Here is a 23,437-nt window from a genome sequence, read left to right as displayed (position 1 = left end):
CCTCAATAAACTTGAACAAAAAAGTTTTTACACACATACTCTAGCTAAGAATCAAAGGTGAACGAAAATGATACTTCGAAATACAACAAAAACTAAAATAATTAAAACATCAGTCAACTTTGGAAAAGGAATGTCTTTTCACCTCGATAAATCAGGGCAACCTATTAAGACTGAAAAAGGCATCAGAACTCACTCATATAGGCACGATAAAATAGAACCTAATTTTCCAGTGCTATATCACCCGACTCGCTTCACCGAATGCCAAGAAATGAACTTATTTTTAATGCACCGCTTTGAAGGTCATTTCAGTCTCAAAAAGAATCAAATAGACAATGAGGCTTTTAGTGACGCTTATCATGCCAGCCAACCGGGAAAGCCATTAGATGTTAAGTCTGTTCGCAGTATAGCTAAGCACTTAAAAGCTTTCTTAGATTGGTTGGATAAAGATGATGCATCCTATTTTGAAGTAATAGCTGCACCACTTTCAAAACAATCTGTAGATGATGATATTTCTAGGTTACCTGTGTGGAGATATCACAAACATTTATGTGAAAGAGTCGAAACCAAAGATAAGTCTAAACGCATAAGCTTTAACAGCGCTCAAGAACGAATTAGAGCTGTTAAAGCATTCTATATATGGAGCCATAAGCGCGGAGCTATAGATAGCCTCCCCTTCTCACTTGAATACAAACAGGTACGTATTAAATCGAAAGCTAAATCAGGTGTCAGTTCGTTGTTTCAATTACCTACCAGCAACAATCGTTCTGGGGGCTTATGGAAATGGGTCAGTAATTTGAGCATTCCAAATACATTGAAACAAAAAGAAGACTCACCAGACAAAGGTCTACAACCATATTCTCCAAAAGAACTTAAACAGTTACTGGAGACGAATACAGCTCAAAAAGAGACTTATAAACTTTATTTGCAGTGTGCCTTGTTAGGTGGACTTCGATCTTTTGAAATTTCGGCCATCGACCAGAAAGACCTCTTTAACCCTGATGAAAAAGAAAACGAGAAACGTATTCCAAAATTGAACATTGTACGAAAAGGACATAAGCCAGTGAGATTAACAATAGCGCGAGTTCTAATGAAGCTTTTGTACAATCACACTTTGACAATTCAAAATATGAAGCGACGTACCAAACATGAGACTAATCATGGTATGGACAATAGCGAACATCCGCTTCCTTTGTTTATGAATAGTTCAGGATCGCGGATAAGCGAAGATACACCGGGGAATACTATTTCCATAGTTAGAAAAGAACAAAGGAAGCAGGGATTAGAAATACTATTACGCACATTCCATGACTTACGCGCTACCTTTGCTACTTATGTCGCTAAATACCTAATTGACAAAGGTGAATCAGAAAGTTCCATCCGACAAACACTAATGACTTTGATGAGTCACGAAAGCTTTAAAACAACCAAACGTTACATCGACTTTGCCAAAAGTGTATCAGTGGATGCATACGGAGCGATGTCAGAGTGGGTAAAAGATATCTACGGTGATGTTAACGAATTGCTTATGCGTGAGGCTGAAGATGCTACAGCAAGTTAAAACGCGGAAGTCCAATCGTATTCCTGCTAGATTTAAACCTCATTCAATTGTTCTAGCCGAACAGTTAGACGTTTTATTTAACAGGGCATATGACAAAGAAAGCAATATTAGCACAGGTGACGACACTGCTATTTCAATGAGTCGCTTGCGGAATGCTTGTGTCAGTTTACAGCACATTCTTCCTCTAGCCCTTAATAAGGTTAGTGCAGATACTGCGACATCAATTCAAACTTCGGGATTAAATGCTCTATCAGACTTTGAAATTTGGCAAGAACTGGAATACTTTTGCATTAATGAAATAAATGATGTCAAGCTACCTAGTTATGCTACTCGTATAGAAGAAGCTTTAGAAAACATAGCTAAGTTTCATTTTTATGATAACGCTATCAACGCTCCTTTTAGGCTAGTAAATGGGGCTACTTCAATCGACATAACTAAATTATTCGAACTTGAATTCCATCAAGTAAAAGAGACTCGTAAATTACTAAAAAAATATCTGGACTATCTCGTCCTTCCAGAATTAAGCCTCAAAGATTCTTCTATTAGAGACAACATCCTCAAAACTGCGACTGCTATTATAAATATTTGTCTACATGATACTTTTAAGAATACTGAACGCGTCAAACTGCCATTATTGGCAACATTAAAGGATAGGGAATTCGTTTCATCATTTATATGCAATCACAACTTCCGTACTTTTTTAAAATTTATACTACCCGATGTGTGGGGTAAAGCTAGAGTCAATCAATTTAAAACTGAAGCCGAAGTGATAGGGTATGCACAAAGCATATCATCCAAATTTGGCAATGAAGTTGATGCTTTTTTGAAAAATCAGATAGCAAGCGCTTCGGAAGCTAATACAACAAGAGTTAGATCCTCAACTTTATCATTTCCAAGGTGGTTGAATAGTGCTGGTAGCGTAGCATCACCAATAATTAAGCTGCTTAGTGAGCGTGGAATTCAAGGGTTTGCAGAAAATGGCCTTCAGGGATTTAAATACCTTTATAAGCATTACCAAGAAGAAACTCAAAATAACCAGCAGTTTTTACTGCTACTAAACGCTGCATTGGACCTTTACCACTTTGTTACGGGTGAAAAAATCGCAAAGGAAAGTTTATTACCCTACTCATTGGGCTATTACCTTAAAGAAAGTGACACTACCGAATGGCAGAAGCATGAGTGGGTATATGACAATGCCTATAAATTTTATCAAAACCTAGTCGAATACCATAAAGTTTTTACAAAGCGAATTGATGGCGAGAGCATAGGCATCGTCACTCTCAAAGGTTACATAGGTAGTATGGCTAGCGCATTGAAAGAAAATGCATCATCATTAACAGATGAACAAATGAAGCTTATTGCCAATCATGGGGTTCATGCTTTTGTTGAAAATAACTGTGAGATACTAAAGGCTATAAGAGAGGCAATTCAACTAAAATCAAAACAAGGCGATTTGTCGGTTTTTGTTGGTAATCAATATCAGAGCGCTATCGACAAATTACTATCGTTTTATGGTCTAGATACTATTAAAAGCTTTCCGGTCAACACCGAATTAACTGCACAACATCAAGAGCAACTCTCTCAGAATCAAGATAAGCTCTACTCATATAGAGAAGTAGTAGAATTAGCATATTACATAGAAAAAGGGCTTTCTGAGACCTTACTCACAATTAAAGACAAAGTTACACTTTATGCAGCAAAAGTCATATTGAAAACTGGTTGGAATTCAACTCCTACGCTAGAGCTTGATACTGACGACTTATTTTTCTTTAACACGCCATTACATTCAAGTAAAACTCCTGCTCTTCGTTTATTTAAACGCCGAGCTAATTATCAAACACAATGGCATAAATTTGAAATTAAAGCCGAAGATCTAGAAAAAGAAGGCGTCTTATACGGCGACGTTGTCGAACCAGTAATATTTGATATTAAGGCTGCGACTAAACTTACGTCTATTTACCGCCCTTCTATTGAGAACCTATCAAAAAGAATTTTTGTTTTTCCCAAAGTAAATAGTATTGGAGAAGTAAAGATTCAATTATTAACAGCATCACGTTTCAAGACCACTATAGATAGGATATTGACTGAGCTTGGGTGTGATATCGTATTTAATTCGCAAAAGATCAGAAAATCAGGGCTTAACTACATTTACCGAAAAGTTGCCAAAGAATTTAAGTGGTATCAAAAAGCTGGCAAGCACTCTTATGAAACGTTCTTGCGTCATTATTTAATGCAAGATAACAAAGATGTTGCAATGACAATCAACAGAGCGACAAAAACAATGGCAGACTATTTTGTTCGCGATGTTACCGACAAAGTAATCATTTTGCAGACTCCACCAGAAGACGGTAAAAAAGTCCCGAATGGCACATGCATTAACTCAAAAGATAAATCCGCAGTAGTGGCATTCGAATCACAAAACAGGAAATTATTAGACCAGCGAGATACAAACGAGCATGCATGTGCCGACTTTAACGCATGCTTGTGGTGTCCGTTCTATCGCTGTGTTGCTGACGCATTGCATGTTTGGAAACTTTTGTCATACCGGGATTTTGTTGTTGCTGATATGGAAAACTCAGCCGCAACATTTGACTCTATAACAGAGCAACTGGAAAACATAGAGCAGTTGAAAAATAGGGTTAACGAAATATTAGCTGATATTGCCAAGCTTAATGCTCAAGCTGTGACTGATGGAAAAGAACTATTGAGAACAGAGGGTATTCATCCTCATTGGAAAAACACAGGTTTGCTATGACCAAAGAGATAACTAAAACAAAACTACTTGATATCGCTGTTGTAAAAACACATACAGGTCAAATCACTATAAAACCTTTGGTTCAGGTGTTAGAAGATTTTAAAGTTGATGATACTAGCGCTTTTAATTCGATTGCTTTGTGGGAAAACAGAGCATTGAATATTGCTAAACATGGCACTATTCACTTTGGCGATGACACTTGGATAAGCTATGAAGAAACGCAAAGAAATGTGAATTTTAAAGGTGTTGATGAATTAGCATATCAAATTCGAATTTATTCACTAATTAAACTCACACATGGTGATGTTGTAGGCGGTAAACCTCTAAAAATCTCTACACTTCAAAATGATGTAACGTATCTAAATTTATTTGCAGCCTTCTTAAGACAAAGAGGTTATCACTCATTTCATGAGTTGGAGTTCAAATCTGACTTAGTTATTAGGAATCTCATAAAAGACTATTTATATGAAGTCAGGAAAATAGCTATTTACAGACAATCACACTCATTTACTAAACTATTTGACGTGCAGCGCAGCTTTCGTCTTTTTGGCCCTAAGGTGTGTAGTGTTTTTATTGATGTACTTAACCAACTAAACGAGTTACACCATCCGAGACCAGTCACTTATTCGCACCCTGTCATTCCTACTAAAGTAATGAAAAAAATTCTGAAGTTTGCAGAAAAAATAGTTGAAAACTCTAAGGATAAGATAGAACGATGGCTAGAATTAAATGCACGCTTAATAGATAGTTTAAATGAAGGCTCCGTTGAACCACCGCCCAAAATTAGTACAGGTGAGCTAATAGCAAAACATGTAAGAAACTTACCCGATGAAGTGGAATTCATTCAATTATCCGAAGAATTAGAAGATTTAAAATTAGCCACATACATTAATATCTTGGCCTATACAGGCATGAGATATAACGAAGTACTTACATGCAAGGTTGGCTGTGCCAATTACAAAGATGATATTTATTACATTACGGCAATCATGACCAAAACCGACAACAGTAAGGTTGAGATGGAATGGTTTTCAAACGCTGAAGTACATGAGTGTGTTGGTATTTACGAAAAATATGTGTTCGGTATGCAAGAAAGGGCAAAAGCTGTACTTTCTTCATGCAGAGCCAATATAACAAGTAGTCAAGCACACAACTTGAAAGAAGGGTTAGAAAGAAACCGTCTTTTCGGGGTTTCACATAGTAGCTGTAGTGTTAGTTTTAGCGATGCTGGGCGATTCACAAAATTTGAGGTTAAAAACAGTGAAAACATTGAGCTTTTTGACTTAACTCTAGACGATGATGATATAGCAGAGCTTGAACGCCTTGAATCTAACTACAAAGAAGTTAGAGGAGAGAATAGAGGTGTCCCATACGAAGAAGGCGATACGTTTAGATTAACCGCTCACATGTTTCGACATACGTTGGCCTACTTTGTCATTGCCAATAAATTAGGTGAGCTTGATGATATTAGATATCAATTTAAACATTTAACCAGCCTAATGACGTTTGTTTATACTCGAAGAGCATTTTTGGCCTCAACAACTTTAATTAAAACTACTGAAGAGTTTAATGAGATTTTAATTGACCGTGTTGCAGAAGAGTTAATAGATGAAGCCGAGTCACAATCACTTAAAGGTGGTGCTGGTGAGCAAATTAATAAAACATCTAAAGATCTGATAATAGGTATTACTGATAGTCAAAGTAAAGATTCGACTGTGATTAAGCAGATCCATTTCAGTTCAATTGAAGAACTGAAAAAATTTCTCGTCAAAAATATTAAAAACATACGTGGCTTGCCTACGGGGTACTGCACTGCGGGAGAAGCTTGCAAGATAAAAGGAGCAGGAATCCCTAGTGGCTGTGTGTATTGTGGTAGTAAAATCATTACCAAACGCCACAAGGTCAATTGGCAAGTGATAAAAAAAGATGCGACCCAGAAACTAGAGGCATATGCAGCATCAACCACAGAAGAGCAAGAAGATTACGAGCTATTTGCTATTCACTGGAAAAATAATATAGCAGCAGCTGACTATGTATTAGATGAAGGCAAAGCGCATACAAACCAAGGAGAACAAGCATGAGTAGCGCATATGATGATATAAAACGTGCTTTTGAAGAGATGAAATCTGATGGCAGCAAGATAACCAAAAATGCAGTAGCAACGAGAGCTAAAAGAAATATTGCGAATCTATCTAAAGAAGAAGAAAAATGGGTAAAGTTACGAGAAAGTATTGAAAAAGCTCAATTAACTTGGGAAGAAAAAAATAAAGATAATTTAATAAAACAACTCAGAACAAAGGTAGCCGAACTAAAAAGCAAGCTTGCTAAAGAAAAGCAAAAAAATAATATCGGCACTAAGGAAATCGATAATAAAGATACAAAGTTATTAGTGTTGTTGAGTGAAATGTACGCAGAAATAGATAAGCTCAAACTGATTAATGCCGATTTACAAAATCAACTTCAGCATTCAGGGCAACATACAGAAATAAGAGTGGATACGTCTACTGGTGAAATTATTGAATTAGTTTCAACGAAACAATAGATTAGATGTAGTAGCTCATATCTCAACTTACAGTTTTGTTGATTAGGCTTAGACTTCACCTGACAGGCAGCAAGAGCGAACAAGAGACGGTCAGAGTGATCTGGATATGTGAACTTAATTCTACAAAGAGGACGCTTAGCGACCCCGTTCATGCAATAAAATTGAGTTTAGGCAATCCGCATTAATTGTATAATGATATTTCTGCTTCTAAAGAGTATGTTTATGAGAACCATTGGAAAACTGGCAAAAGATTTAGATATCAATGTTGAAACAATCCGTTTCTATGAGCGCCAAGGTCTGATAGAGCAACCTTTAAAACCAGAGTCTGGTTACAGAATGTATGGCGATGCCCTTACCAGTCAACTCAAATTTATTCTGAAAGCTAAAGCATTAGGGTTTACGCTGAAAGAAATTGAATCGCTTATGTCACTAAGTGACAGTTGCGCTGATATTGAGTCGATGGGGTTGCAAAAACTTAATCTCATTCGTAATAAAATTGCTGATTTACAGCGATTAGAGAAAGTAATTCAAGATATGACAGATTCTTGCAAGGCCAATCAAGACCCTCAATCCTGCCCGGTAATAAATTCACTTAAATAGCTATTGACCCCGTACTTATGTACGGAGTTTATACTACCTTAAAAATTGAGGTAGATAGTTATGATCAATAAAATTCTAGATAAAGTAGGTTCTGGTGGCGTTTGGCTAGCCGCCCTTAGCTGCACAGCATGTTTTCCTGCACTCGGCTCATTGGCATCTGCTCTTGGGTTAGGTTTTCTTTCACATTTTGAAGGGATAGCGGTGAACACCTTATTGCCATTATTTGCTTCACTAGCGTTGTTAGTTAATTTCTATAATTGGTATCAACATCGAGATTCATTGAGAGGCGTTTTAAGTGTCATTGGCCCAATTGCAGTATTGCTGACCCTTTATCCTTTATGGCAATACGACTGGAGCACTTACTTATTTTACTTTGGGATCATTTGGATGGTCGTAATGTCTATTTTAGATATTGTTAAGCCCATTAAGGAACCAGTATGCAAGGTATAGAACTAGAATCTAAAATCACTTGCCCTGAATGTGGATTTAGCAAAGTTGAAACCATGCCTACAAACGCTTGCCAATGGTATTACGAATGCGAAAGCTGTAAAGCACTACTTAAACCGTTAAAAGGTGATTGTTGCGTTTATTGCTCTTATGGAACAGTTAAGTGTCCTCCTATTCAAGAAGGCAATGCATGTTGCTCAGGTAAGTAGCCTAGTATTCGGTGGTTCTGTGTCAACCAAGTAATATCTTAAATGCGATTGCGATTAACACTAAACCACCAAATAGTTCAGCTTTAGATTCCAGCCATACGCCACTTCTTTCGCCGATATTCACACCAATCCAGCTAAAGGCAAACGTCGTGACGCCTATTATCAAGCAAGCTACGGCTATATCTACCTCAAGCAATGTGATTGCATAACCTGCCGCCATTGCATCAATACTGGTGGCAATAGCAAGAACAAATAGCACACGATGAGTAACATTAGCAATATCTTCTTCAATTCCTTCAGATTGGGACTCATAAATCATTTTGCCACCGATAAATACTAGCAAAATAAAAGCTATCCAAGGTGCATAATCTTCAATCCAAGATGATAAACCTTTACCGCTGTAATAGCCTAAAAGAGGCATAAAGCCTTGGAAAAAACCAAAATAAGCAGCGGCTTTAATAAAGAGCTTTTCAGCATTTACTACTTTTTTAGAACCTAAGCCTATGGATACTGCAAACGCGTCCATACTGAGTGCTATAGCTAATACAAATACTTCAAACAAACCGATTAAACCTGAATAAAATTGTTATAAGATTACGTGACGTATAATTAGTTACTTGACTGATGTTAAACACCTAAGATTTACTGACAATTTTTCTATTATCAAAGCCTTATTTTTACACCAAATTTCAGCCAGATATTCAGTAACAGTGCCAACACTTGAAGGAAACAGAATATTCCCCGCCACTTTGGCGAAAGGTCCATCAGTTTCGAGTAGAACTCTATCTTGAGGTATCCACGATATTACTTTTTTAGCTCTGGCTGAAGTTAGCATGGCTGGCCCAATAGAGAAGAAACAGCCTAGCTCGACGGCTTCTAGAACTTGCTTCTTAGTACCTAAAAACCAATGAAGAATAGAAGTACCAGCATTGGGATGTAACTTAAGTTGTTCAAGAACTTCACCAGTCGCGTTAAGACTATGGATAGTTAGTATTTTGTCATCAAAGCCTTCACATTTTTTTAGAATATGCGTGAAAACCTCTAATTGATCATCAAAGTAATCAGCGTAACCTTTTGAGCCATCCAGTCCAATTTCTCCAATATATCTAGTTCTATCAACTAGCTTATCGAATAGTGCTAATTCATTTTTTCTTAGATGAGCAAGTTGAGGGTGAAGCCCCAAGGCCGTCTTACAGTGTTTTATGCCACTTGTTAACTGGACAGTACCTTCAAAAGCTGAAGGCACCGTAGTTACTGATAGCACGTAATAATTACTGCTTTTTATGTCGTTCAATACCTCTTGATGATCTGGATATAAATCAACGTGGCAATGAAGATCCATCATGACGATTTATCCGCTTGGAGAAATAATTCAACCTCTGCCAATCCTCGCTTAATAGTTGATTCTAATTTTTCTCGTATATCTTTTTCTTGTGGTATTGGCCCTGAACTTCGAAGCCAAGAACGATAGTTATCGGATTGTTTCAATCTAATAATGGCAGTTTGAACCGCTTGGAGATCATCGCGAGTATCTTTTTCTTTGATAAGATCTCTCAACCGCTTTGTCTTGTATGGCGCATCTTGTGTAAAACCAGCATGAAAAACTGACGCTCTTCGAATAAGGCAAGGTACACAATGCCCACACTGTTTATGTTCTCTGTGCCAATGACTGCATGAAACACTTAGGGGAACTGCTTTTCTAATTGCGTCTTGATCAACACATTCCGCTAACATTTCACCTTTAGTTTTGAATTGATAGGGGTTTACAAATTTGACATGAAACCCAGTGTCTCTAAGCAAAGATTCAAGCCTGCTTAGAAAATTAGGATGAGTAGTTCTAGTGCTATGGCTACCAATCCGTCTTCTGGTAAGCGGCGGATTTATAGAAATATAGCCATTCTCTGGGACGACAATAGTTTCAATACTGCTATCGCAATTAGCATTTCTTAAGGCTGATATACCAAGTACCGCCATAGCTAGGAAGTTAAAGCTTCTTCCCCTCATACTAATGTCAGTTTTACCTTCTAAGTGCTTAATAATATGGGGAGACATTGAATAGGACAATTCGCCGAATGGCGGGGATAATAATTGCTTAATGTCTTCTTGCTTAGCGCCATCACCACGATAAGCGTGACTAACCAAGAGAGGCTTTAAATCTGATTCTCCGTTCAAAATATCAATTGCACCAACTGCGCTATCAAGACCACCAGAAAAAAGGCAAACAGAGTTGAGTCCAATTAATGATTTTGCTTTTGCTTTCGCTTGCTCACTTGTTTTAGGAGTCGGCATCGGCATAGTTGTTTTTTCAAAAGTAAACAGCCATTGATCGCCTGTAAGAAAGTTGAGCAAAGAACTCAGTTCAGGTTCTACAAAATTCCACATATCCTCATCAGTTACAGGAACATGCAAATGCATTTTTCTAGCCCATGCATTTTCTGCATTATCCCTTAATTCAAATGTATCAGCAGCGGTAACGGCGGTAGCAATTGTTATCAGATCTATTGAATCAGCATCTACATTCAATCCTAAATCACGAACTGTTTGTAGTAGTTGTTTTGACACCAAGCTGTGCTTAGTGATGTCATTTTGATGCGTATGAAACATTTGGACAGGATGACAATCATCAGAAAAGTCAGGCAAGTTAGCAGGGTCATGGTTAAAGTAAAAATTAGTCATTAAAGCTCTCCCATTCATCAACCGTCATAGCAATAGCATCGGCTTGAATTTTAGTAATATTTTCTTTGCTAATAGTACTGGGGTTGCCATTAGTTACTTTGTCTAACTGCTCTTGTGTAATCACTTTTATTAGTTCCCTTAATTCAACTTCCATTTGATGATGCTTGCTTGCTGGCTCAACATGAAACCAAGCTCTGCCCATGCCTTCAACCACATCCTGAAAAATAAGGTCTGTTAAATAACAGCCTATGGCTTCTTGGATAACTTCGTCAGTAAAACTGTTTGGGTCAAATTCTTCTGTATCGGGGAGTGCTTCTTCTAGTGCGTAATCCAACGCAACTCTTACAGCATCCGAATCGGCATTATCAGGCGCTAAATGGCTAGCAATTTTGTCGATTGCTTGATCAGTCGATAGCCCAGTTAGATCACCTAATGATAAGCTTTGATTATTAACCGTTACGGTGTCGCCACGCATGACACCAAGCAATCCAGAACCAGCAGTTATGCCGCTTGATAGTCTCCTGCTTGTGCTTTTACCTCCGCCAGAGCCTTTTCTAGAGTAACTTTTTAATGAACGCCTTAGATCTGAGGTTGAGCCACCTGTTTGCGCATATTTACCAAATGCTCTTCTGGCACTGGCAAACCTATTTGGAGGCGGTGTTGCTGTAGGTGAACCACCGATTTCTTGTTGAACCTTGTCATTGTCAATATCATTGCTATTGTCATTCTGATCATCAGCTTGATTATTATCAGAGCCAGCTTGCTCATCCCCATCAGTACCTGATGCAGGTTCTATTGTGACAGGATCTCCTTGCTCTGCCCAAGATGGAATAAGTGGACTCTTATTATTTGGTCCTGTTGACGATGCGGACGTACCCATATTACTTAGTTCCCTCTAGTTCTTTTAAAATTGGATTAAGCCATCTTTGGCGGGGCAAGCTTTTTAAAAATGTAAGAAGACTTAAGCTACATTTATCATCCTGCTTGGCAAGTAACACAGCCCCATAAATGCCTGTTGGTCTTTCGGTCCAATCACCAATCAACTTAAAGTTTTCAATCAAACCATCCATGACTGACATGTATTCTTCCTTCGGAGTTGTGGTAATCGCAGTAGAGTTAACGCCACTGACCCTTACCTTTTGCTTCATTAATTCTTCTACGAGTTTTTGAGCGGCTCCAGACATTACCGAATTAACAGCCCCCATTGGAATGCTTTCTCTGCTCAGATATGCCGCTGGTGTCAAATCCATTTCAGTGAACATGGGAGGTAATTTCGACCATTTATCAATAAAAGCTAGGTCGAGTTTCCACTCTTCAGGTAAATTAATTTCGTCAAATTCGACTTCTGAATTTTCAAGATCCGCTAATACTTTTGGATATCCGTTTTCCTTATCAATTAATTCATAAAGCTTGTTGGTAGCCTGAGTGCCTAAGCACCTCTCAAAAATTACCAGCTTAGTGATAGTTTTTTCATCAAGCTGCATTCCTCTGCGATGAGCGGTTTTCTTTCTCATCTTAACCTGATTGAGTAATCGCTTAACTATGCGAGGGTTGCCGTTAATGTTTGTGGATTCAGCTAATAGTGGAGCTAACTGTTCAGCAACCACAAATTTACTTCTGAGTTCGGAATGCTTTTCAATCTCGTGATCTTGAAGTAGCTCGTCAACGGTAATTTGTGGTTGTTTCCACGACAGCCTTAATGACTCTTCAAGGGCACATCTTATCGTTTCTAATTGCGCATCGGTAACGCCGTGATCTTGAGCAGTAAGCATCATTAAATATGCCCTTATCTCCAGAACGCCGGGTCTTGGTACATGCACAGGAATTTGAATAAGCTTGTCTAAATAATCAGTTTGATGTCGTTGAGATGCACCTTTGTGATACTCAGGCACTGCCAAGCGGATCATGTCCTCATCGGCGGCAATAACAAATGCAGTATTGGGTAAAAATAGAAATAACCTGATCGCCTCAAGGGTCGAAATAGCATTAAATGGAGAGCAGCGATCTAAATTATCGACATAGACAATAAGTGGCTTATCAAACTCCTTTAACAGATCAGAATATGCTTTTCGGAATTCTTTAATTTCTTTAGGAGGTGAAAATGATTTATTATCTTTGATCAAACCTTTGTTTTTCTTCGCGACATCCTTAGCGCCATCGACAGCACCTTTTACATCATCAACATCCAGTTCACCATCGTCACCACCACTGAATAGTCCCATGATCTTCTGTATACCACCCATAGTTGGTATACCAGCTAATGCTGCACCACCATCCATTAGCAATCCCATCAGTCTGATCTTATCTATTCGTCCAGCAAACTCTTTTGCTTTTGCACTGAGATTTTTATCGTCTGCTGCTTTTTTAACTAAAGTAGATGCAATTGTTTCTAGTAACGCCGCTTTAGCGTCATCATACCCTTGGAAAGTCCATGCATCGAAATGTACTTGGATATATTCTTGTTCATCACTTTCCAGAGAAGCCTTAGTAAGTTCAAGAATCGTCGATTTTCCAGCGCCCCAATCACCAAAAACGCCTATACTAATAGGCATTAACTCCTTTTCTGTTATAAGATCTTTTATTGACTCAGCCGTTTCATTAAAATTTAAGAAATCAATTTTTGATTCTTTATCAGACCACATAACGTCTCCTTTTATTTATTATTTCTTTTGTTCCATTCTTTCAATAGTTCGGTGAACCGTGGGGCGGCTAACAGAATATTTCTTCGCTAATGCAGAGATCGATTCACCATTTAATTTATCTTTATATAATTCTTTCGCTTGTTTGTCTGATAAAGCAGGCAATCTGCCCATGTGTTTGCCTTTAGCTTTAGCCTCTTCACGACCTTCTGTGGTTCTGGCTTTTATAAGATCCCGCTCAAGTTGAGCGAATATGTGGCTACGCATAATGTTTGAGATTATTTCTCATCAAGCCAGATTGGGTGAGTACTAGGAAATCTTCGTCAGATTTGAGCCTGAAGCAGTCGTAAACGATGGTACAAAATTACTTCAGCTAAAATTCACTTTGATACGAAACCGGACATTAGGCTTAGCGTATCTCATGACAAGTGTTCCAACAATATAGTCGTTGCTCTTACTTTTAAATTTAAATCTTGTTTTAGATCCTCTGTACAATTAGTAACACACCAACGCGACTTTAATGTGGAATTAGGATCATCGGTTAATTTATTCTATCTAGATAGCTCTTCTATTTTTTATCTTTGATAAACATCGGTATAAAACGGGCAGTCCAAATAATGTTAGCAGTGTTTGCTGTCACTACCCCCCAACAATTATTTTCTTGGAATAGCTATTTGAGTTACTTCCCAAACTTTTCATATTGAATAATTTTTATTTGACTCTATAGCCACTATAGATTTTATACTTATTTTAATATTATTACGGAATGTTAAATATGTCAGAAAAATGTAGTGGTCAGTGTCAATCATCTTCTACCAATGAAGATGTAAAAATTGATACACAATTAGATAACTATAGTGGCGCGTTTGTCAGTACATTTAAAGTACCTCAAATGGACTGTCCTTCAGAAGAGAGATTGATTAGGTTAGCACTTGACTCAATTGAGCCTTCAGTTGGGTTGCAATTTGATATTCCTAGCCGTTTAGTCAAGGTTTTTCATGATGAAAATTTAGATGAGATAACAAAAAAATTACAACAACTCAATCTCGGTGCAGAGTTGGCATCAACTAAAGAAAGTTGCAGCACCGAAGCTGCAAAAGCAAAAGATCTAGCCCAAAAAAATGAGATGAAAGAAGCATCAACCCTAAAATGGTTGTTAGCCATTAATGGAGTCATGTTTTTTATAGAAGTAATTGCTGGGTTGATTGCACAGTCTGCTGGCCTAATTGCAGACTCATTAGATATGTTTGCTGATGCTGCTGTGTATGGTTTGGCTATTTATTCGGTAGGTAAAAGTATCAGCATGAAACTTAGAGCGGCACATATATCTGGTGTGCTTCAAGTTATTCTAGCGCTAAGTGCTTTGAGCGAAGTCGTAAGACGCTTTGTTTACGGTAGTGAACCGATCTCTTCTTTAATGATGATATTTGGTGGAATAGCACTAATCGCTAACATTGCTTGTCTATTTTTAATATTTGGTAATAAAGAAGACGGCGCTCATATGAAAGCAAGCTGGATTTTTTCCGCAAATGACGTTATTGCAAATGTTGGGGTAATCTTAGCTGGCTTTTTAGTTACAGTAACAAGCAGCCGTTATCCAGATTTAGTGATTGGTTTGATTATTGCTGTTGTAGTTTTAAACGGTGCTCGCCGTATCTTACAGCTAAAGTATTAAACAAATTCATCATGGCTATTTATTTAAATTTTAAAACCATTAATAGCATCTTTATAGCTAGTTTAAGTCTGCTTCAAACGGCTAAAGGGAAATGAAGTTATGAAAAACAATGCCTACATTCCGCCATTACGATTTCATTGGTTAACTAATTTTTATGACAGCCTCGTTGCTATCACCACGAGAGAAGCATTTTTTAAAAAACTGATTGTAGATAAAGTTGCCAACGTCAAAGGAAACAACCTACTTGATGTTGGATGTGGAACCGGAACGCTAACAAAATTAATAGCTGAAAAATCACCTAAATATACCGTAATAGGCTTAGATGCAGACCAAACCGCTTTAGATATTTCACAGAAAAAAGTTATAGGCAAGGATCTTAATATTTCTTTTAGACAGGGCTTTGGACAAGAAATGCCTTTTAGTGATAATTCCTTTGATATCGTAGTTTCAAGTTTGTTTTTTCATCACTTAAGCCGTTCAACTAAGCGTGCGACATTAACTGAAATTCGTCGGGTACTTAAACCGGGTGGCATTTTATTAATTGCTGACTGGGGAAAGCCGACTTCAATATTTCAACGGATATTGTTCTTTGTCGTTCAGTTATTAGATGGTTTTGAAACTACAAAAGATAATGTAGATGGAGTCCTTCCTTCTTTAGAGGTTGAATCAGGGTTTACTCATGTTTCAGATTTAAACATAGTCCCAACGACTTTGGGAACTATCAGACTGATTGAAGCGAACTAGATAACAATGAACCTAATGCGTCCGTCATATTTTAAACCATATATATCATACGTGATAATGATTTTAATCGCGGTGCAATCTGTGTTTTTTTCGCTAGAAGAGCTTGAAGTAAACTTAATTGAAAGTTCTTTTAATACATCACTAACTGAGTCTATTACCCCGCTAGAATCTCCAGAAACCTCCAATTTATTTGAGGTGAGTAATAGCCAAACTTTAATTGATAATTGTAATTTTTGTTGCTGTTGTCACTTATTTTTAAATGCAGATTATTCTTGTAATATTTTACAAAAAATAGAATATTTCCTTACCTACGCCTTAGTTTCTCCTGAGCTAAAAGGCTATATGTCGGTGCCATTCCGCCCACCTAAATACGCCTAAATTTTATAGAAAATTAAGAAAGGTCAAATGTTAATGACCTAAATATCACATATAAATTTATAGGAAAGTATACATGGCACTTAATACCTGTGAGCATCGCAAGATAGCAATTTTGAGGTGTGTAACACCTCAGCTTAAATATATCGCGTTTCTCGCGTTGTCACTTTTTACATTTAATGTTTATGCCTTTGAAAAGCAGTTAAATCTTCAAGAGGCAATTCAGTGGACGCTTAAACAAAATCCTGAACTCAAAATATTTGATTTCAAACAAACCGCATTAACAGGACAAGAACAAACAGCAAGTTTAAATCCCGCTTATGAACTAGAAGTTGAAGCTGAGAACTTTGCAGGCTCAGGTGAATTTAATGCATTCGACAGTGCTGAATTAACAGTCGCTCTATCTTCGGTTATCGAAATGGGAGATAAACGCTCAGCGCGGATTGGACTTGTTTCAAAATCAAGAGCACTACTCAATGCTGAGAAAGAAGTCTCTGCGCTTAATTTAATGGCTCAAGTCACTGAGAAGTACGTGGAAGTACTTGCAGCCCAACAAAGAGTGATATTGGCAGATAATGCATTGAGCTTAGCACAAGAAACGTTAGAGATTGTATCTCAGCGTAACCGCGCAGGTGCTACTCCTGAGGCTGAAGTGAAACGTTCAAAAGCAGTTATTGCTCAGGCTAACCTCACCCTTCAATCTGAACAAAAGCGCTTGGAATATCTAAAGCTTTCTTTATCAGCTTACTGGGGAGAAACATCAGTGTCATTCTCTAGAGTAACTGGAGATCTGTTTCAGTTTGGCAATGATAGTGATTTTAGTAGTCTCTTTGCGAAATTAGAGAAAAACCCTGCTATTCAAGTTTATGCAAGTGAGCAGCGACTAAAAGAGGCCGAATTACAGTTGGCTAAAACAGAGTCAACGGCCAATATCAAATGGTCTGTTGGTGTTAGGCGCTCTCAAGAAGCCAATGATACGGCACTGGTCGCTGGCTTTAGCTTACCTTTGTTTGCTGAAAAGCGAAATTCTGGTGCAATCGCTAGTGCGCTAGCAGAGCGTGACCAAGTTGCCATAGAGAAAGAGGCGACTAAGTTGAGGTTTAGAAATCACTTACTACGAGCATACTCCAATAGAAAACAAGCCATATTAACAGCTAATTCATTAAAGCAGTCGGTTATCCCAATGCTTGAAGATGCACTGGAAGATACTCAAGACGCCTATCAAAAAGGTCGATATGGATATCTTGATTATGTATCGGCTAGACAAGAGCTGTTAAATGCTCGGCGAACCCTCATTGATGCGGCATCTGCTGCCCTAATTTATGGCGCAGAGATAGAAAAACTAACAAACGAAGCGCTGTCACTCTAAATAAACATCACTTTAAGTTTAATAACAATTTATTGATTCAGTTATTAACTGAATCGTTTAGGAATTCAAAATGAAAAACTATTTACTCGCACTATTGATTTTTATTGGGTATCTATCACCCATTCAAAGTGTTATCGCTAGTGAAGATGAACATGAAGGCGAAGAAGGCATTAGCAAAATAAACAATAACATGGCAAAAAGGCTTGGTGTTGAAACAGCCTATTTAGCTTCAAAAACGTTGAACCAAACTATCCCTGTATACGGCGCTACGACGATAGGCGCTGAACAATTATTTCAAGTTGGCGCTAGATATAACGGCGTTATAAAGACAATTAACTCCACTGTTGGTGATAAGGTAAAAAAAGGAGATCTATTAGCCGTTATTGAATCTAATGAAAGCTTAAATACCTATAAAATAACATCCCCTGTTTCTGGGACTGTTTTACAGCGAAATGGAAATATTGGCGGTATCACGCAAAACACTAGCTTGTTTGAAATCGTCAATTTTGACACCTTGTGGGCTGAATTTAAGGTGTTTACCAGCCAATATAATCAAATCAAAGTCGGTCAACCTGTTGATATTGAGCATGGTGAACAGGCATTCAACTCAACCATCACCAATATAATTCCAGCTAAAGATCAGTCTTATGTTTTAGCACGTGTACGTTTAAATAACACTGAGCTAAACCTAACCTCAGGCCAATTATTAATGGGCAGCGTAAAGATAAACCGATTTGAGGTGGATTTAGCCGTCGAGAAAGTTGCGATACAAGAACTGGGAGGACAATTTGGTGTCTTTGTAAAAGAAGATGAAGAGTACGAGTTTGCGCCACTTGTGCTCGGACGTTCAGACAAAAACTATATCGAGGTCATTGATGGCCTCAGTAAAGACGCTGAATATGTAAACAAAAACAGTTATCTGATAAAAGCGGATATTTTGAAATCTGAAGTAGAAGACGACGATTAGGAGACGCAATATGATTGAATCAATTTTGCGTCTTGCAATAAATAGACGCTATTTAGTATTAAGTCTGCTGATGGTAATCATCGGCGTTGGCATGTGGAGTTATCAAAAACTTCCCATTGATGCTGTTCCAGATATAACAAACGTGCAGGTACAAATAAACACTTCTGCCCCCGGTTATTCACCTTTGGAAGCGGAACAAAGGGTGACCTTTCCTGTAGAAACCGCCTTAGCCGGATTGCCAAAGCTGTCTCACACCCGCTCCCTGTCAAGATATGGATTATCTCAAGTAACCGTTATCTTTGAAGAGGGAACCGATATTTATTTTGCTCGCAACTTAATCAATGCAAGATTAGCTGCGATAAAAGGCGTTATTCCCTCTGGCTTAGAGCCAGAAATGGGTCCTATTTCGACAGGGCTTGGCGAAATATTTATGTATACCGTACAAGCTTCTCCTGACGCTAAAATGCCTAATGGAGAGCCTTATACCGCTATTGCCTTAAGAGAAATACAAGACTGGATCATTAAACCGCAATTGGCTCAAGTTAAAGGCGTCATTGAGGTCAACAGTATCGGCGGCTACAACAAGCAATATCACATAACGCCTAAACCCGAAAAATTACTTTTTCATCAGGTAACCTTTGAAGAAATATCTGATGCATTACGTAAAAACAATGACAACCGTGGCGCAGGTTATATCGAACAAAACGGACAGCAAGTTTTAGTACGCTCCATTGGGCAACTAGCGACAATAGATGAGATCCTCAATGTCATCATCAAAAAGAACGATGGTATTCCTGTAAAAATAAGTGATGTTGCCAATGTTGCTATAGGCAAAGAACTTAGAACAGGGGCTGCTACTCGTAATGGCATTGAGACAGTGCTTGGTACAACCATGATGCTGATTGGTGAGAATTCTCGCACCGTTGCTTTAGAAGTGGAACATAAGCTCAGCGAAATACAAAAATCTCTGCCAAAGGGCATTACCGCAGAGCCTGTTTACGACAGAACAACGTTAGTAGATAAAGCGATTGCAACCGTTACCAAAAACCTCGTTGAAGGTGCGCTTTTAGTTATTGTTGTGTTATTTATTCTACTTGGAAATTTACGTGCAGCTCTCATTACCGCTGCTGTTATCCCTATTTCCATGTTAATGACAATCACAGGTATGGTGCAAGCAGGAGTATCTGCCAATTTAATGAGTCTCGGCGCATTGGACTTTGGCTTGATAGTGGACGGGGCTGTAATCATCGTTGAAAACTCTGTCCGTAGGTTAGCACAGGCCCAACACAACGGTCATAGGCAAGACTTAAGAGAACGCCTAAATACCGTTTTTGAAGCCACTTCAGAAGTGATACGTCCAAGCTTGTTTGGTGTGGCAATTATCACTGTTGTTTACATCCCCATTTTCACGCTAACTGGCGTTGAAGGGAAAATGTTCCACCCTATGGCGGCAACTGTCGTTATGGCGTTAATTTCCGCAATGATCCTTTCAGTTACACTGGTTCCTGCTGCTGTAGCTGTGTTTATGAAAGGTAAAATCAGCGAAAAAGAAAGTGTAGTTATTCGTTCAACCAAGTCTATTTATGAACCATTGTTAAAAATGGCGATGAAATTTCGTTGGATTATTGTTTCATTCTCAACGCTGTTAATGGGGTATAGCCTTTGGTTAGCAACTACGCTTGGGACAGAATTTGTTCCTCAATTAAATGAAGGTGATATTGCACTACAGGCATTAAGAATTCCATCGACTGGCCTAGAGCAATCAGTAGAAATGCAAGAAGTACTTGAGCAACGTATTAAAGCGTTTCCTGAAGTTGATAAAGTATTCTCGCGCATCGGCACACCAGAAGTAGCAACTGACCCAATGCCACCGAGTATTGCTGATATCTTTGTTATTTTAAAACCACGTAAAGATTGGGCCGAACCTTCAAAGCCAAAGAGTGAATTAGTTGAAGAAATGGAAGAGGTACTGAAAAACATTCCGGGCAACAACTATGAATTCACTCAGCCTATTCAAATGCGTTTCAATGAATTGATTTCTGGCGTTAGAGCTGATGTCGGCATCAAAATATTTGGTGATGATTTGGATCGGTTATTACTCACCGCAAAAGATATTCTAAATATAGTGAAAACCGTGGACGGTGCTGCTGATGCCCGAATGGAACAGGTCACAGGTGTTCCATCTTTATCAGTAATTCCTAAACGAGAAGCGCTTGGTAGGTATGGTTTGAGCGTTACCGAACTGCAAGACTGGGTTGCTACTGCAATTGGCGGTGAATCTGCGGGGATCATTTATGAAGGAGACAGACGATTTGAGTTAGTTGTTCGTCTACCGGAGCAAATAAGAACGGATATCGATAGCTTGAAGCATCTGCCGCTTCCACTTGAGAATGGTAACTATGTGCCACTTGAAGAAGTTGCAGAGCTTAAATCTGAGTCTTTACCTGCTCAAATTAGCCGTGAGAGAGGTAAAAGAAGAGTTGTGGTTACCGTCAATGTTCGTGGTAGAGATTTAGGCGGTTTTGTCAAAGAAGTGAAAGCTAAAATTAATCAGGAAGGAGAAATTCCAGCAGGATACTGGCTTGATTATGGCGGAACCTTTGAACAGCTAGAGTCAGCGAGTAAAAGATTAAGCTTAGTTGTGCCGATCACACTAATTGTTATCTTAGGTATTTTGGTTATTGCATTTGGTTCATTAAAAGATGCATTGATCATTTTCAGTGGTGTACCGTTAGCATTAACTGGGGGCGTAATTTCTCTTTATTTAAGAGACATGCCTTTATCTATTTCGGCAGGTGTCGGCTTCATAGCATTGTCAGGTGTTGCCGTATTAAATGGCTTGGTTATGTTGGCTTTTATTCGAGATCTTTGGCATGAAAAAGGCGACCTTTACGTAGCGATCATTGAAGGTGCCATCATTCGTTTAAGACCTATTTTAATGACGGCACTGGTCGCAAGTTTAGGTTTTATTCCAATGGCGTTAAACACTGGAATTGGTGCAGAAGTGCAACGACCACTAGCAACAGTTGTTATCGGCGGTATTGTATCTTCTACAATTTTAACTTTGTTTGTATTGCCTATTTTATATCAATGGGCGCATGGCGCTGAGAGTAGTAAACAGCAATCTGACGAAATTTAAAAACAAAAAAGCAGCTTAATTACTAGGTTATGCCTAATTAAGCTGCTTTTTATATTGTATGCCCAACATTTTATTGATAAAGCTTACTGCGCTTCATCCCGACAATTTTCATTTAAAAACTCAAACTCTATCGTTGTATGCGATAAATGATAGGAAGATAATTTAGCTGCAACTTCTTGTTTAAGCCTAATTAATTCTTTAACGTCAAAGTTGTCACTCAGCTCAAGGTGCGCTGTTAAAACGTGACTTTCACCATCTAGTGACCAAAAGTGCATGTGGTGGATACCATTAACTTCAGGAAATTCCATTAGTGATAGTTTAATACGCTTTTGAGTCTCTTTATCGGGTGCAGCTTGAAGAAATAAAACGAGTGTTGATTTCAGGTTTTTGAAAACATTAAACAAGATGAACAGCGTGAACCCTATTGATAAAAGGGGATCTAATATCGGCAGTTCAGCGAACAACAGTACGATAGAGACTATAAGAACGGCAACCCATCCAAGTACATCTTCAAGAAGGTGCCATGTCAGCACTTTCTCATTTAATGTTTCACCCGCTTTTAATTTTAATACAGCATATCCGTTAACGGCAACGCCGAGTATCGCTAGCCCTAACATCCCCTCGACTACAGGCATTTCAGGATTGGACAGCCTTGGAATTGCTTCAAATAAAATCCAAATTGAGCCAATGATTAAAACAATACTGTTTATCAATGCGCCAAAGAGAGTAAGTCTACGATAACCATAACTAAACCTATCTGATGCTTCTTTATTTGAAAAACGACTCAATAACCAAGCAAACCCTATAGACAGGCTATCACCCAAATCATGAACTGCATCTGCCATTATCGCCGTACTGTTAGTGAGCCAACCACCTATAAATTCGATAATAGTGAATGTCACATTAAGGAAAAATGCCCAACCAATACGGTCATCTTTACCATGTTGATGACTATGATTATGGTTGTGCATTTTGTACCTCTAGTACTTTTCTATTTCTTAGTTTTGATACATTCATATTAATCAAGTGACGTATCAAGCGTTGATATATCCAGCGTTTGAACCCCGACAAGTTAGTCCCTTTTTCGAGATAGAACTCATCAGGGGAATCATAAAGCCCAAAGTCATCATGAATACCTTCTTTTTGAATATAGGTATTTTCTCCACGCCAATCTGTATCTGGTGATGAAAAGCACTTTGTTGCAACACCATAACCACAAAAATCATCTTTTACTTGGTCAAATTTCTCCTGTAGAGAGCTTAAGTATTGCTCATCCAATATAAAGCCCTCTAAGTTTATCCAACGCCCTTCAAAGTAAACTTCTACCCAACTATGAATGATGTATTTAGGTGCTAACCAAAATACATAGCTTGGGATAGCACCTTTTTGTAGTTGCTGGTCTATGGTAAACCCATGAAATCGGCATTGAATGCCTAGTCCACGCAATAGTGCCATTAACAGATTACCCTTAGTATTACATTGTCCATAACCATCTGCTAGCACATCGCTTGCTGCAATATCATCGCTTTCATTATAACCAAAGAAAATCTCATCTTTTACAAACTGATAAGCGGCACCAATTTTGTTGAAGTTATCCAAGTTTTTCCACCTACGTTGATCGATCAAGGATTGGATATCTTTGTGTTCAAAATTAACGATATTCGTATTGTTTAAATATTTCTCAGTCATTTTTTATATATCCTTTTCGTTGCATACTTATACTATAGACTCTATAGTAACTA

Annotated in this window: 21 protein-coding genes; 13 read left to right on the top strand and 8 right to left on the bottom strand. The window is 38.2% G+C overall.

Translation table 11 applies throughout. The annotated features are described in order from the left end of the window. Positions 1-67: 67 nt before the first annotated feature. From V7783_RS03930 to V7783_RS03900, 7 genes are all read left to right on the top strand, one after another. Complete coding sequence (locus V7783_RS03930) at positions 68-1,558, top strand: site-specific integrase (protein WP_008113382.1); 1,491 nt, start codon at positions 68-70, stop codon at positions 1,556-1,558. Next, entirely contained in the window at positions 1,542-4,313 is a 2,772-nt protein-coding gene (locus tag V7783_RS03925; RefSeq protein WP_008113383.1) for a hypothetical protein, read from the top strand. Before V7783_RS03930 ends, V7783_RS03925 begins: the two co-directional genes overlap by 17 nt. Then, positions 4,310-6,394, top strand: a complete 2,085-nt coding sequence (locus V7783_RS03920; RefSeq protein WP_008113384.1) for a hypothetical protein — start codon at positions 4,310-4,312, stop codon at positions 6,392-6,394. Before V7783_RS03925 ends, V7783_RS03920 begins: the two co-directional genes overlap by 4 nt. Further along, the gene (locus tag V7783_RS03915) at positions 6,391-6,855 is read left to right on the top strand and encodes a hypothetical protein (protein WP_008113385.1); all 465 of its coding nucleotides are present in this window, start codon (positions 6,391-6,393) and stop codon (positions 6,853-6,855) included. Before V7783_RS03920 ends, V7783_RS03915 begins: the two co-directional genes overlap by 4 nt. 222 nt (positions 6,856-7,077) lie before the next feature. Next, entirely contained in the window at positions 7,078-7,455 is a 378-nt protein-coding gene (locus V7783_RS03910) for a MerR family transcriptional regulator (protein WP_008464133.1), read from the top strand. Positions 7,456-7,515: 60 nt separating this feature from the next. After that, complete coding sequence (gene merC / locus V7783_RS03905) at positions 7,516-7,905, top strand: organomercurial transporter MerC (protein ID WP_008109712.1); 390 nt, start codon at positions 7,516-7,518, stop codon at positions 7,903-7,905. Beyond that, complete coding sequence (locus V7783_RS03900; RefSeq protein ID WP_008109710.1) at positions 7,893-8,111, top strand: GDCCVxC domain-containing (seleno)protein; 219 nt, start codon at positions 7,893-7,895, stop codon at positions 8,109-8,111. The genes merC and V7783_RS03900 overlap by 13 nt, the downstream gene beginning before the upstream one ends. A 22-nt stretch (positions 8,112-8,133) precedes the next feature. Here V7783_RS03900 and V7783_RS03895 read toward each other — a convergent pair whose 3' ends face one another. From V7783_RS03895 to V7783_RS03870, 6 genes are read right to left on the bottom strand one after another with little or no spacing between them, the layout of a single operon-like run. Beyond that, complete coding sequence (locus V7783_RS03895; RefSeq protein WP_008109708.1) at positions 8,134-8,673, bottom strand: manganese efflux pump MntP; 540 nt, start codon at positions 8,671-8,673, stop codon at positions 8,134-8,136. Between the two features lie 51 nt (positions 8,674-8,724). Beyond that, a complete protein-coding gene (gene qatD / locus V7783_RS03890; RefSeq protein WP_008109706.1) occupies positions 8,725-9,456 on the bottom strand; it encodes a Qat anti-phage system TatD family nuclease QatD in 732 nt (243 codons plus the stop codon). Then, positions 9,453-10,787 carry a Qat anti-phage system QueC-like protein QatC gene (gene qatC, locus V7783_RS03885; protein ID WP_008109704.1) on the bottom strand — a complete coding sequence of 445 codons (1,335 nt, stop codon included), beginning with the start codon at positions 10,785-10,787 and terminating at the stop codon, positions 9,453-9,455. Before qatC ends, qatD begins: the two co-directional genes overlap by 4 nt. Then, entirely contained in the window at positions 10,780-11,667 is an 888-nt protein-coding gene (locus tag V7783_RS03880) for a hypothetical protein (RefSeq protein ID WP_008109702.1), read from the bottom strand. The genes qatC and V7783_RS03880 overlap by 8 nt, the downstream gene beginning before the upstream one ends. A 1-nt stretch (position 11,668) precedes the next feature. Then, the gene (locus tag V7783_RS03875; protein WP_024596196.1) at positions 11,669-13,429 is read right to left on the bottom strand and encodes a KAP family P-loop NTPase fold protein; all 1,761 of its coding nucleotides are present in this window, start codon (positions 13,427-13,429) and stop codon (positions 11,669-11,671) included. A gap of 18 nt (positions 13,430-13,447) precedes the next feature. Next, on the bottom strand, positions 13,448-13,693 hold the full coding sequence (locus V7783_RS03870) for a helix-turn-helix domain-containing protein (protein WP_033103103.1): 246 nt from the start codon (positions 13,691-13,693) through the stop codon (positions 13,448-13,450). Positions 13,694-14,201: 508 nt separating this feature from the next. Here V7783_RS03870 and V7783_RS03865 point away from each other — a divergent pair. From V7783_RS03865 to V7783_RS03840, 6 genes are all read left to right on the top strand, one after another. Beyond that, on the top strand, positions 14,202-15,101 hold the full coding sequence (locus V7783_RS03865; protein ID WP_008109692.1) for a cation transporter: 900 nt from the start codon (positions 14,202-14,204) through the stop codon (positions 15,099-15,101). 99 nt (positions 15,102-15,200) lie between these two features. Continuing rightward, positions 15,201-15,845, top strand: a complete 645-nt coding sequence (locus tag V7783_RS03860) for a class I SAM-dependent methyltransferase (protein ID WP_008109690.1) — start codon at positions 15,201-15,203, stop codon at positions 15,843-15,845. Between the two features lie 81 nt (positions 15,846-15,926). Then, positions 15,927-16,223 (top strand): hypothetical protein, encoded by a 297-nt coding sequence (locus V7783_RS03855; RefSeq protein ID WP_223230508.1) that lies wholly within the window; start codon positions 15,927-15,929, stop codon positions 16,221-16,223. Between the two features lie 73 nt (positions 16,224-16,296). Further along, positions 16,297-17,589: a TolC family protein gene (locus V7783_RS03850; RefSeq protein WP_008109686.1), complete on the top strand. Its 1,293-nt coding sequence runs from the start codon at positions 16,297-16,299 to the stop codon at positions 17,587-17,589. 70 nt (positions 17,590-17,659) lie between these two features. Next, on the top strand, positions 17,660-18,556 hold the full coding sequence (locus V7783_RS03845; protein WP_008109684.1) for an efflux RND transporter periplasmic adaptor subunit: 897 nt from the start codon (positions 17,660-17,662) through the stop codon (positions 18,554-18,556). 10 nt (positions 18,557-18,566) lie between these two features. Further along, positions 18,567-21,695, top strand: coding sequence for an efflux RND transporter permease subunit (locus V7783_RS03840; protein WP_024602003.1), 3,129 nt, complete (start codon positions 18,567-18,569; stop codon positions 21,693-21,695). An 83-nt stretch (positions 21,696-21,778) separates the two neighbouring features. Here V7783_RS03840 and V7783_RS03835 read toward each other — a convergent pair whose 3' ends face one another. Together V7783_RS03835 and V7783_RS03830 are read right to left on the bottom strand one after the other, a co-directional pair. Then, positions 21,779-22,666 carry a cation diffusion facilitator family transporter gene (locus V7783_RS03835; protein ID WP_008109680.1) on the bottom strand — a complete coding sequence of 296 codons (888 nt, stop codon included), beginning with the start codon at positions 22,664-22,666 and terminating at the stop codon, positions 21,779-21,781. Beyond that, entirely contained in the window at positions 22,653-23,384 is a 732-nt protein-coding gene (locus V7783_RS03830) for a transglutaminase-like domain-containing protein (RefSeq protein ID WP_005245162.1), read from the bottom strand. The genes V7783_RS03835 and V7783_RS03830 overlap by 14 nt, the downstream gene beginning before the upstream one ends. Positions 23,385-23,437: the final 53 nt, after the last annotated feature.

Source organism: Pseudoalteromonas sp. (assembly GCF_036960685.1).
Classification (GTDB): Bacteria; Pseudomonadota; Gammaproteobacteria; order Enterobacterales; family Alteromonadaceae; genus Pseudoalteromonas.
The sequence above is the reverse complement of the archived record's forward strand: the minus strand, read 5'-3'. Positions and strand labels throughout refer to the sequence as shown.

Excerpts from the sequence above, each read along its gene's own strand:
- V7783_RS03920 (WP_008113384.1), top strand. The coding sequence starts at position 4,310 with ATGACCAAAGAGATAACTAAAACAAAACTACTTGATATCGCTGTTGTA.
- V7783_RS03880 (WP_008109702.1), bottom strand. The coding sequence starts at position 11,667 with ATGGGTACGTCCGCATCGTCAACAGGACCAAATAATAAGAGTCCACTT.
- V7783_RS03915 (WP_008113385.1), top strand. The coding sequence starts at position 6,391 with ATGAGTAGCGCATATGATGATATAAAACGTGCTTTTGAAGAGATGAAA.
- qatC (WP_008109704.1), bottom strand. The coding sequence starts at position 10,787 with ATGACTAATTTTTACTTTAACCATGACCCTGCTAACTTGCCTGACTTT.
- merC (WP_008109712.1), top strand. The coding sequence starts at position 7,516 with ATGATCAATAAAATTCTAGATAAAGTAGGTTCTGGTGGCGTTTGGCTA.
- V7783_RS03870 (WP_033103103.1), bottom strand. The coding sequence starts at position 13,693 with ATGCGTAGCCACATATTCGCTCAACTTGAGCGGGATCTTATAAAAGCC.
- V7783_RS03845 (WP_008109684.1), top strand. The coding sequence starts at position 17,660 with ATGAAAAACTATTTACTCGCACTATTGATTTTTATTGGGTATCTATCA.
- V7783_RS03865 (WP_008109692.1), top strand. The coding sequence starts at position 14,202 with ATGTCAGAAAAATGTAGTGGTCAGTGTCAATCATCTTCTACCAATGAA.
- V7783_RS03860 (WP_008109690.1), top strand. The coding sequence starts at position 15,201 with ATGAAAAACAATGCCTACATTCCGCCATTACGATTTCATTGGTTAACT.
- V7783_RS03900 (WP_008109710.1), top strand. The coding sequence starts at position 7,893 with ATGCAAGGTATAGAACTAGAATCTAAAATCACTTGCCCTGAATGTGGA.
- V7783_RS03830 (WP_005245162.1), bottom strand. The coding sequence starts at position 23,384 with ATGACTGAGAAATATTTAAACAATACGAATATCGTTAATTTTGAACAC.
- V7783_RS03910 (WP_008464133.1), top strand. The coding sequence starts at position 7,078 with ATGAGAACCATTGGAAAACTGGCAAAAGATTTAGATATCAATGTTGAA.
- V7783_RS03925 (WP_008113383.1), top strand. The coding sequence starts at position 1,542 with ATGCTACAGCAAGTTAAAACGCGGAAGTCCAATCGTATTCCTGCTAGA.
- V7783_RS03930 (WP_008113382.1), top strand. The coding sequence starts at position 68 with ATGATACTTCGAAATACAACAAAAACTAAAATAATTAAAACATCAGTC.
- V7783_RS03840 (WP_024602003.1), top strand. The coding sequence starts at position 18,567 with ATGATTGAATCAATTTTGCGTCTTGCAATAAATAGACGCTATTTAGTA.
- V7783_RS03875 (WP_024596196.1), bottom strand. The coding sequence starts at position 13,429 with ATGTGGTCTGATAAAGAATCAAAAATTGATTTCTTAAATTTTAATGAA.
- V7783_RS03835 (WP_008109680.1), bottom strand. The coding sequence starts at position 22,666 with ATGCACAACCATAATCATAGTCATCAACATGGTAAAGATGACCGTATT.
- qatD (WP_008109706.1), bottom strand. The coding sequence starts at position 9,456 with ATGATGGATCTTCATTGCCACGTTGATTTATATCCAGATCATCAAGAG.
- V7783_RS03850 (WP_008109686.1), top strand. The coding sequence starts at position 16,297 with ATGGCACTTAATACCTGTGAGCATCGCAAGATAGCAATTTTGAGGTGT.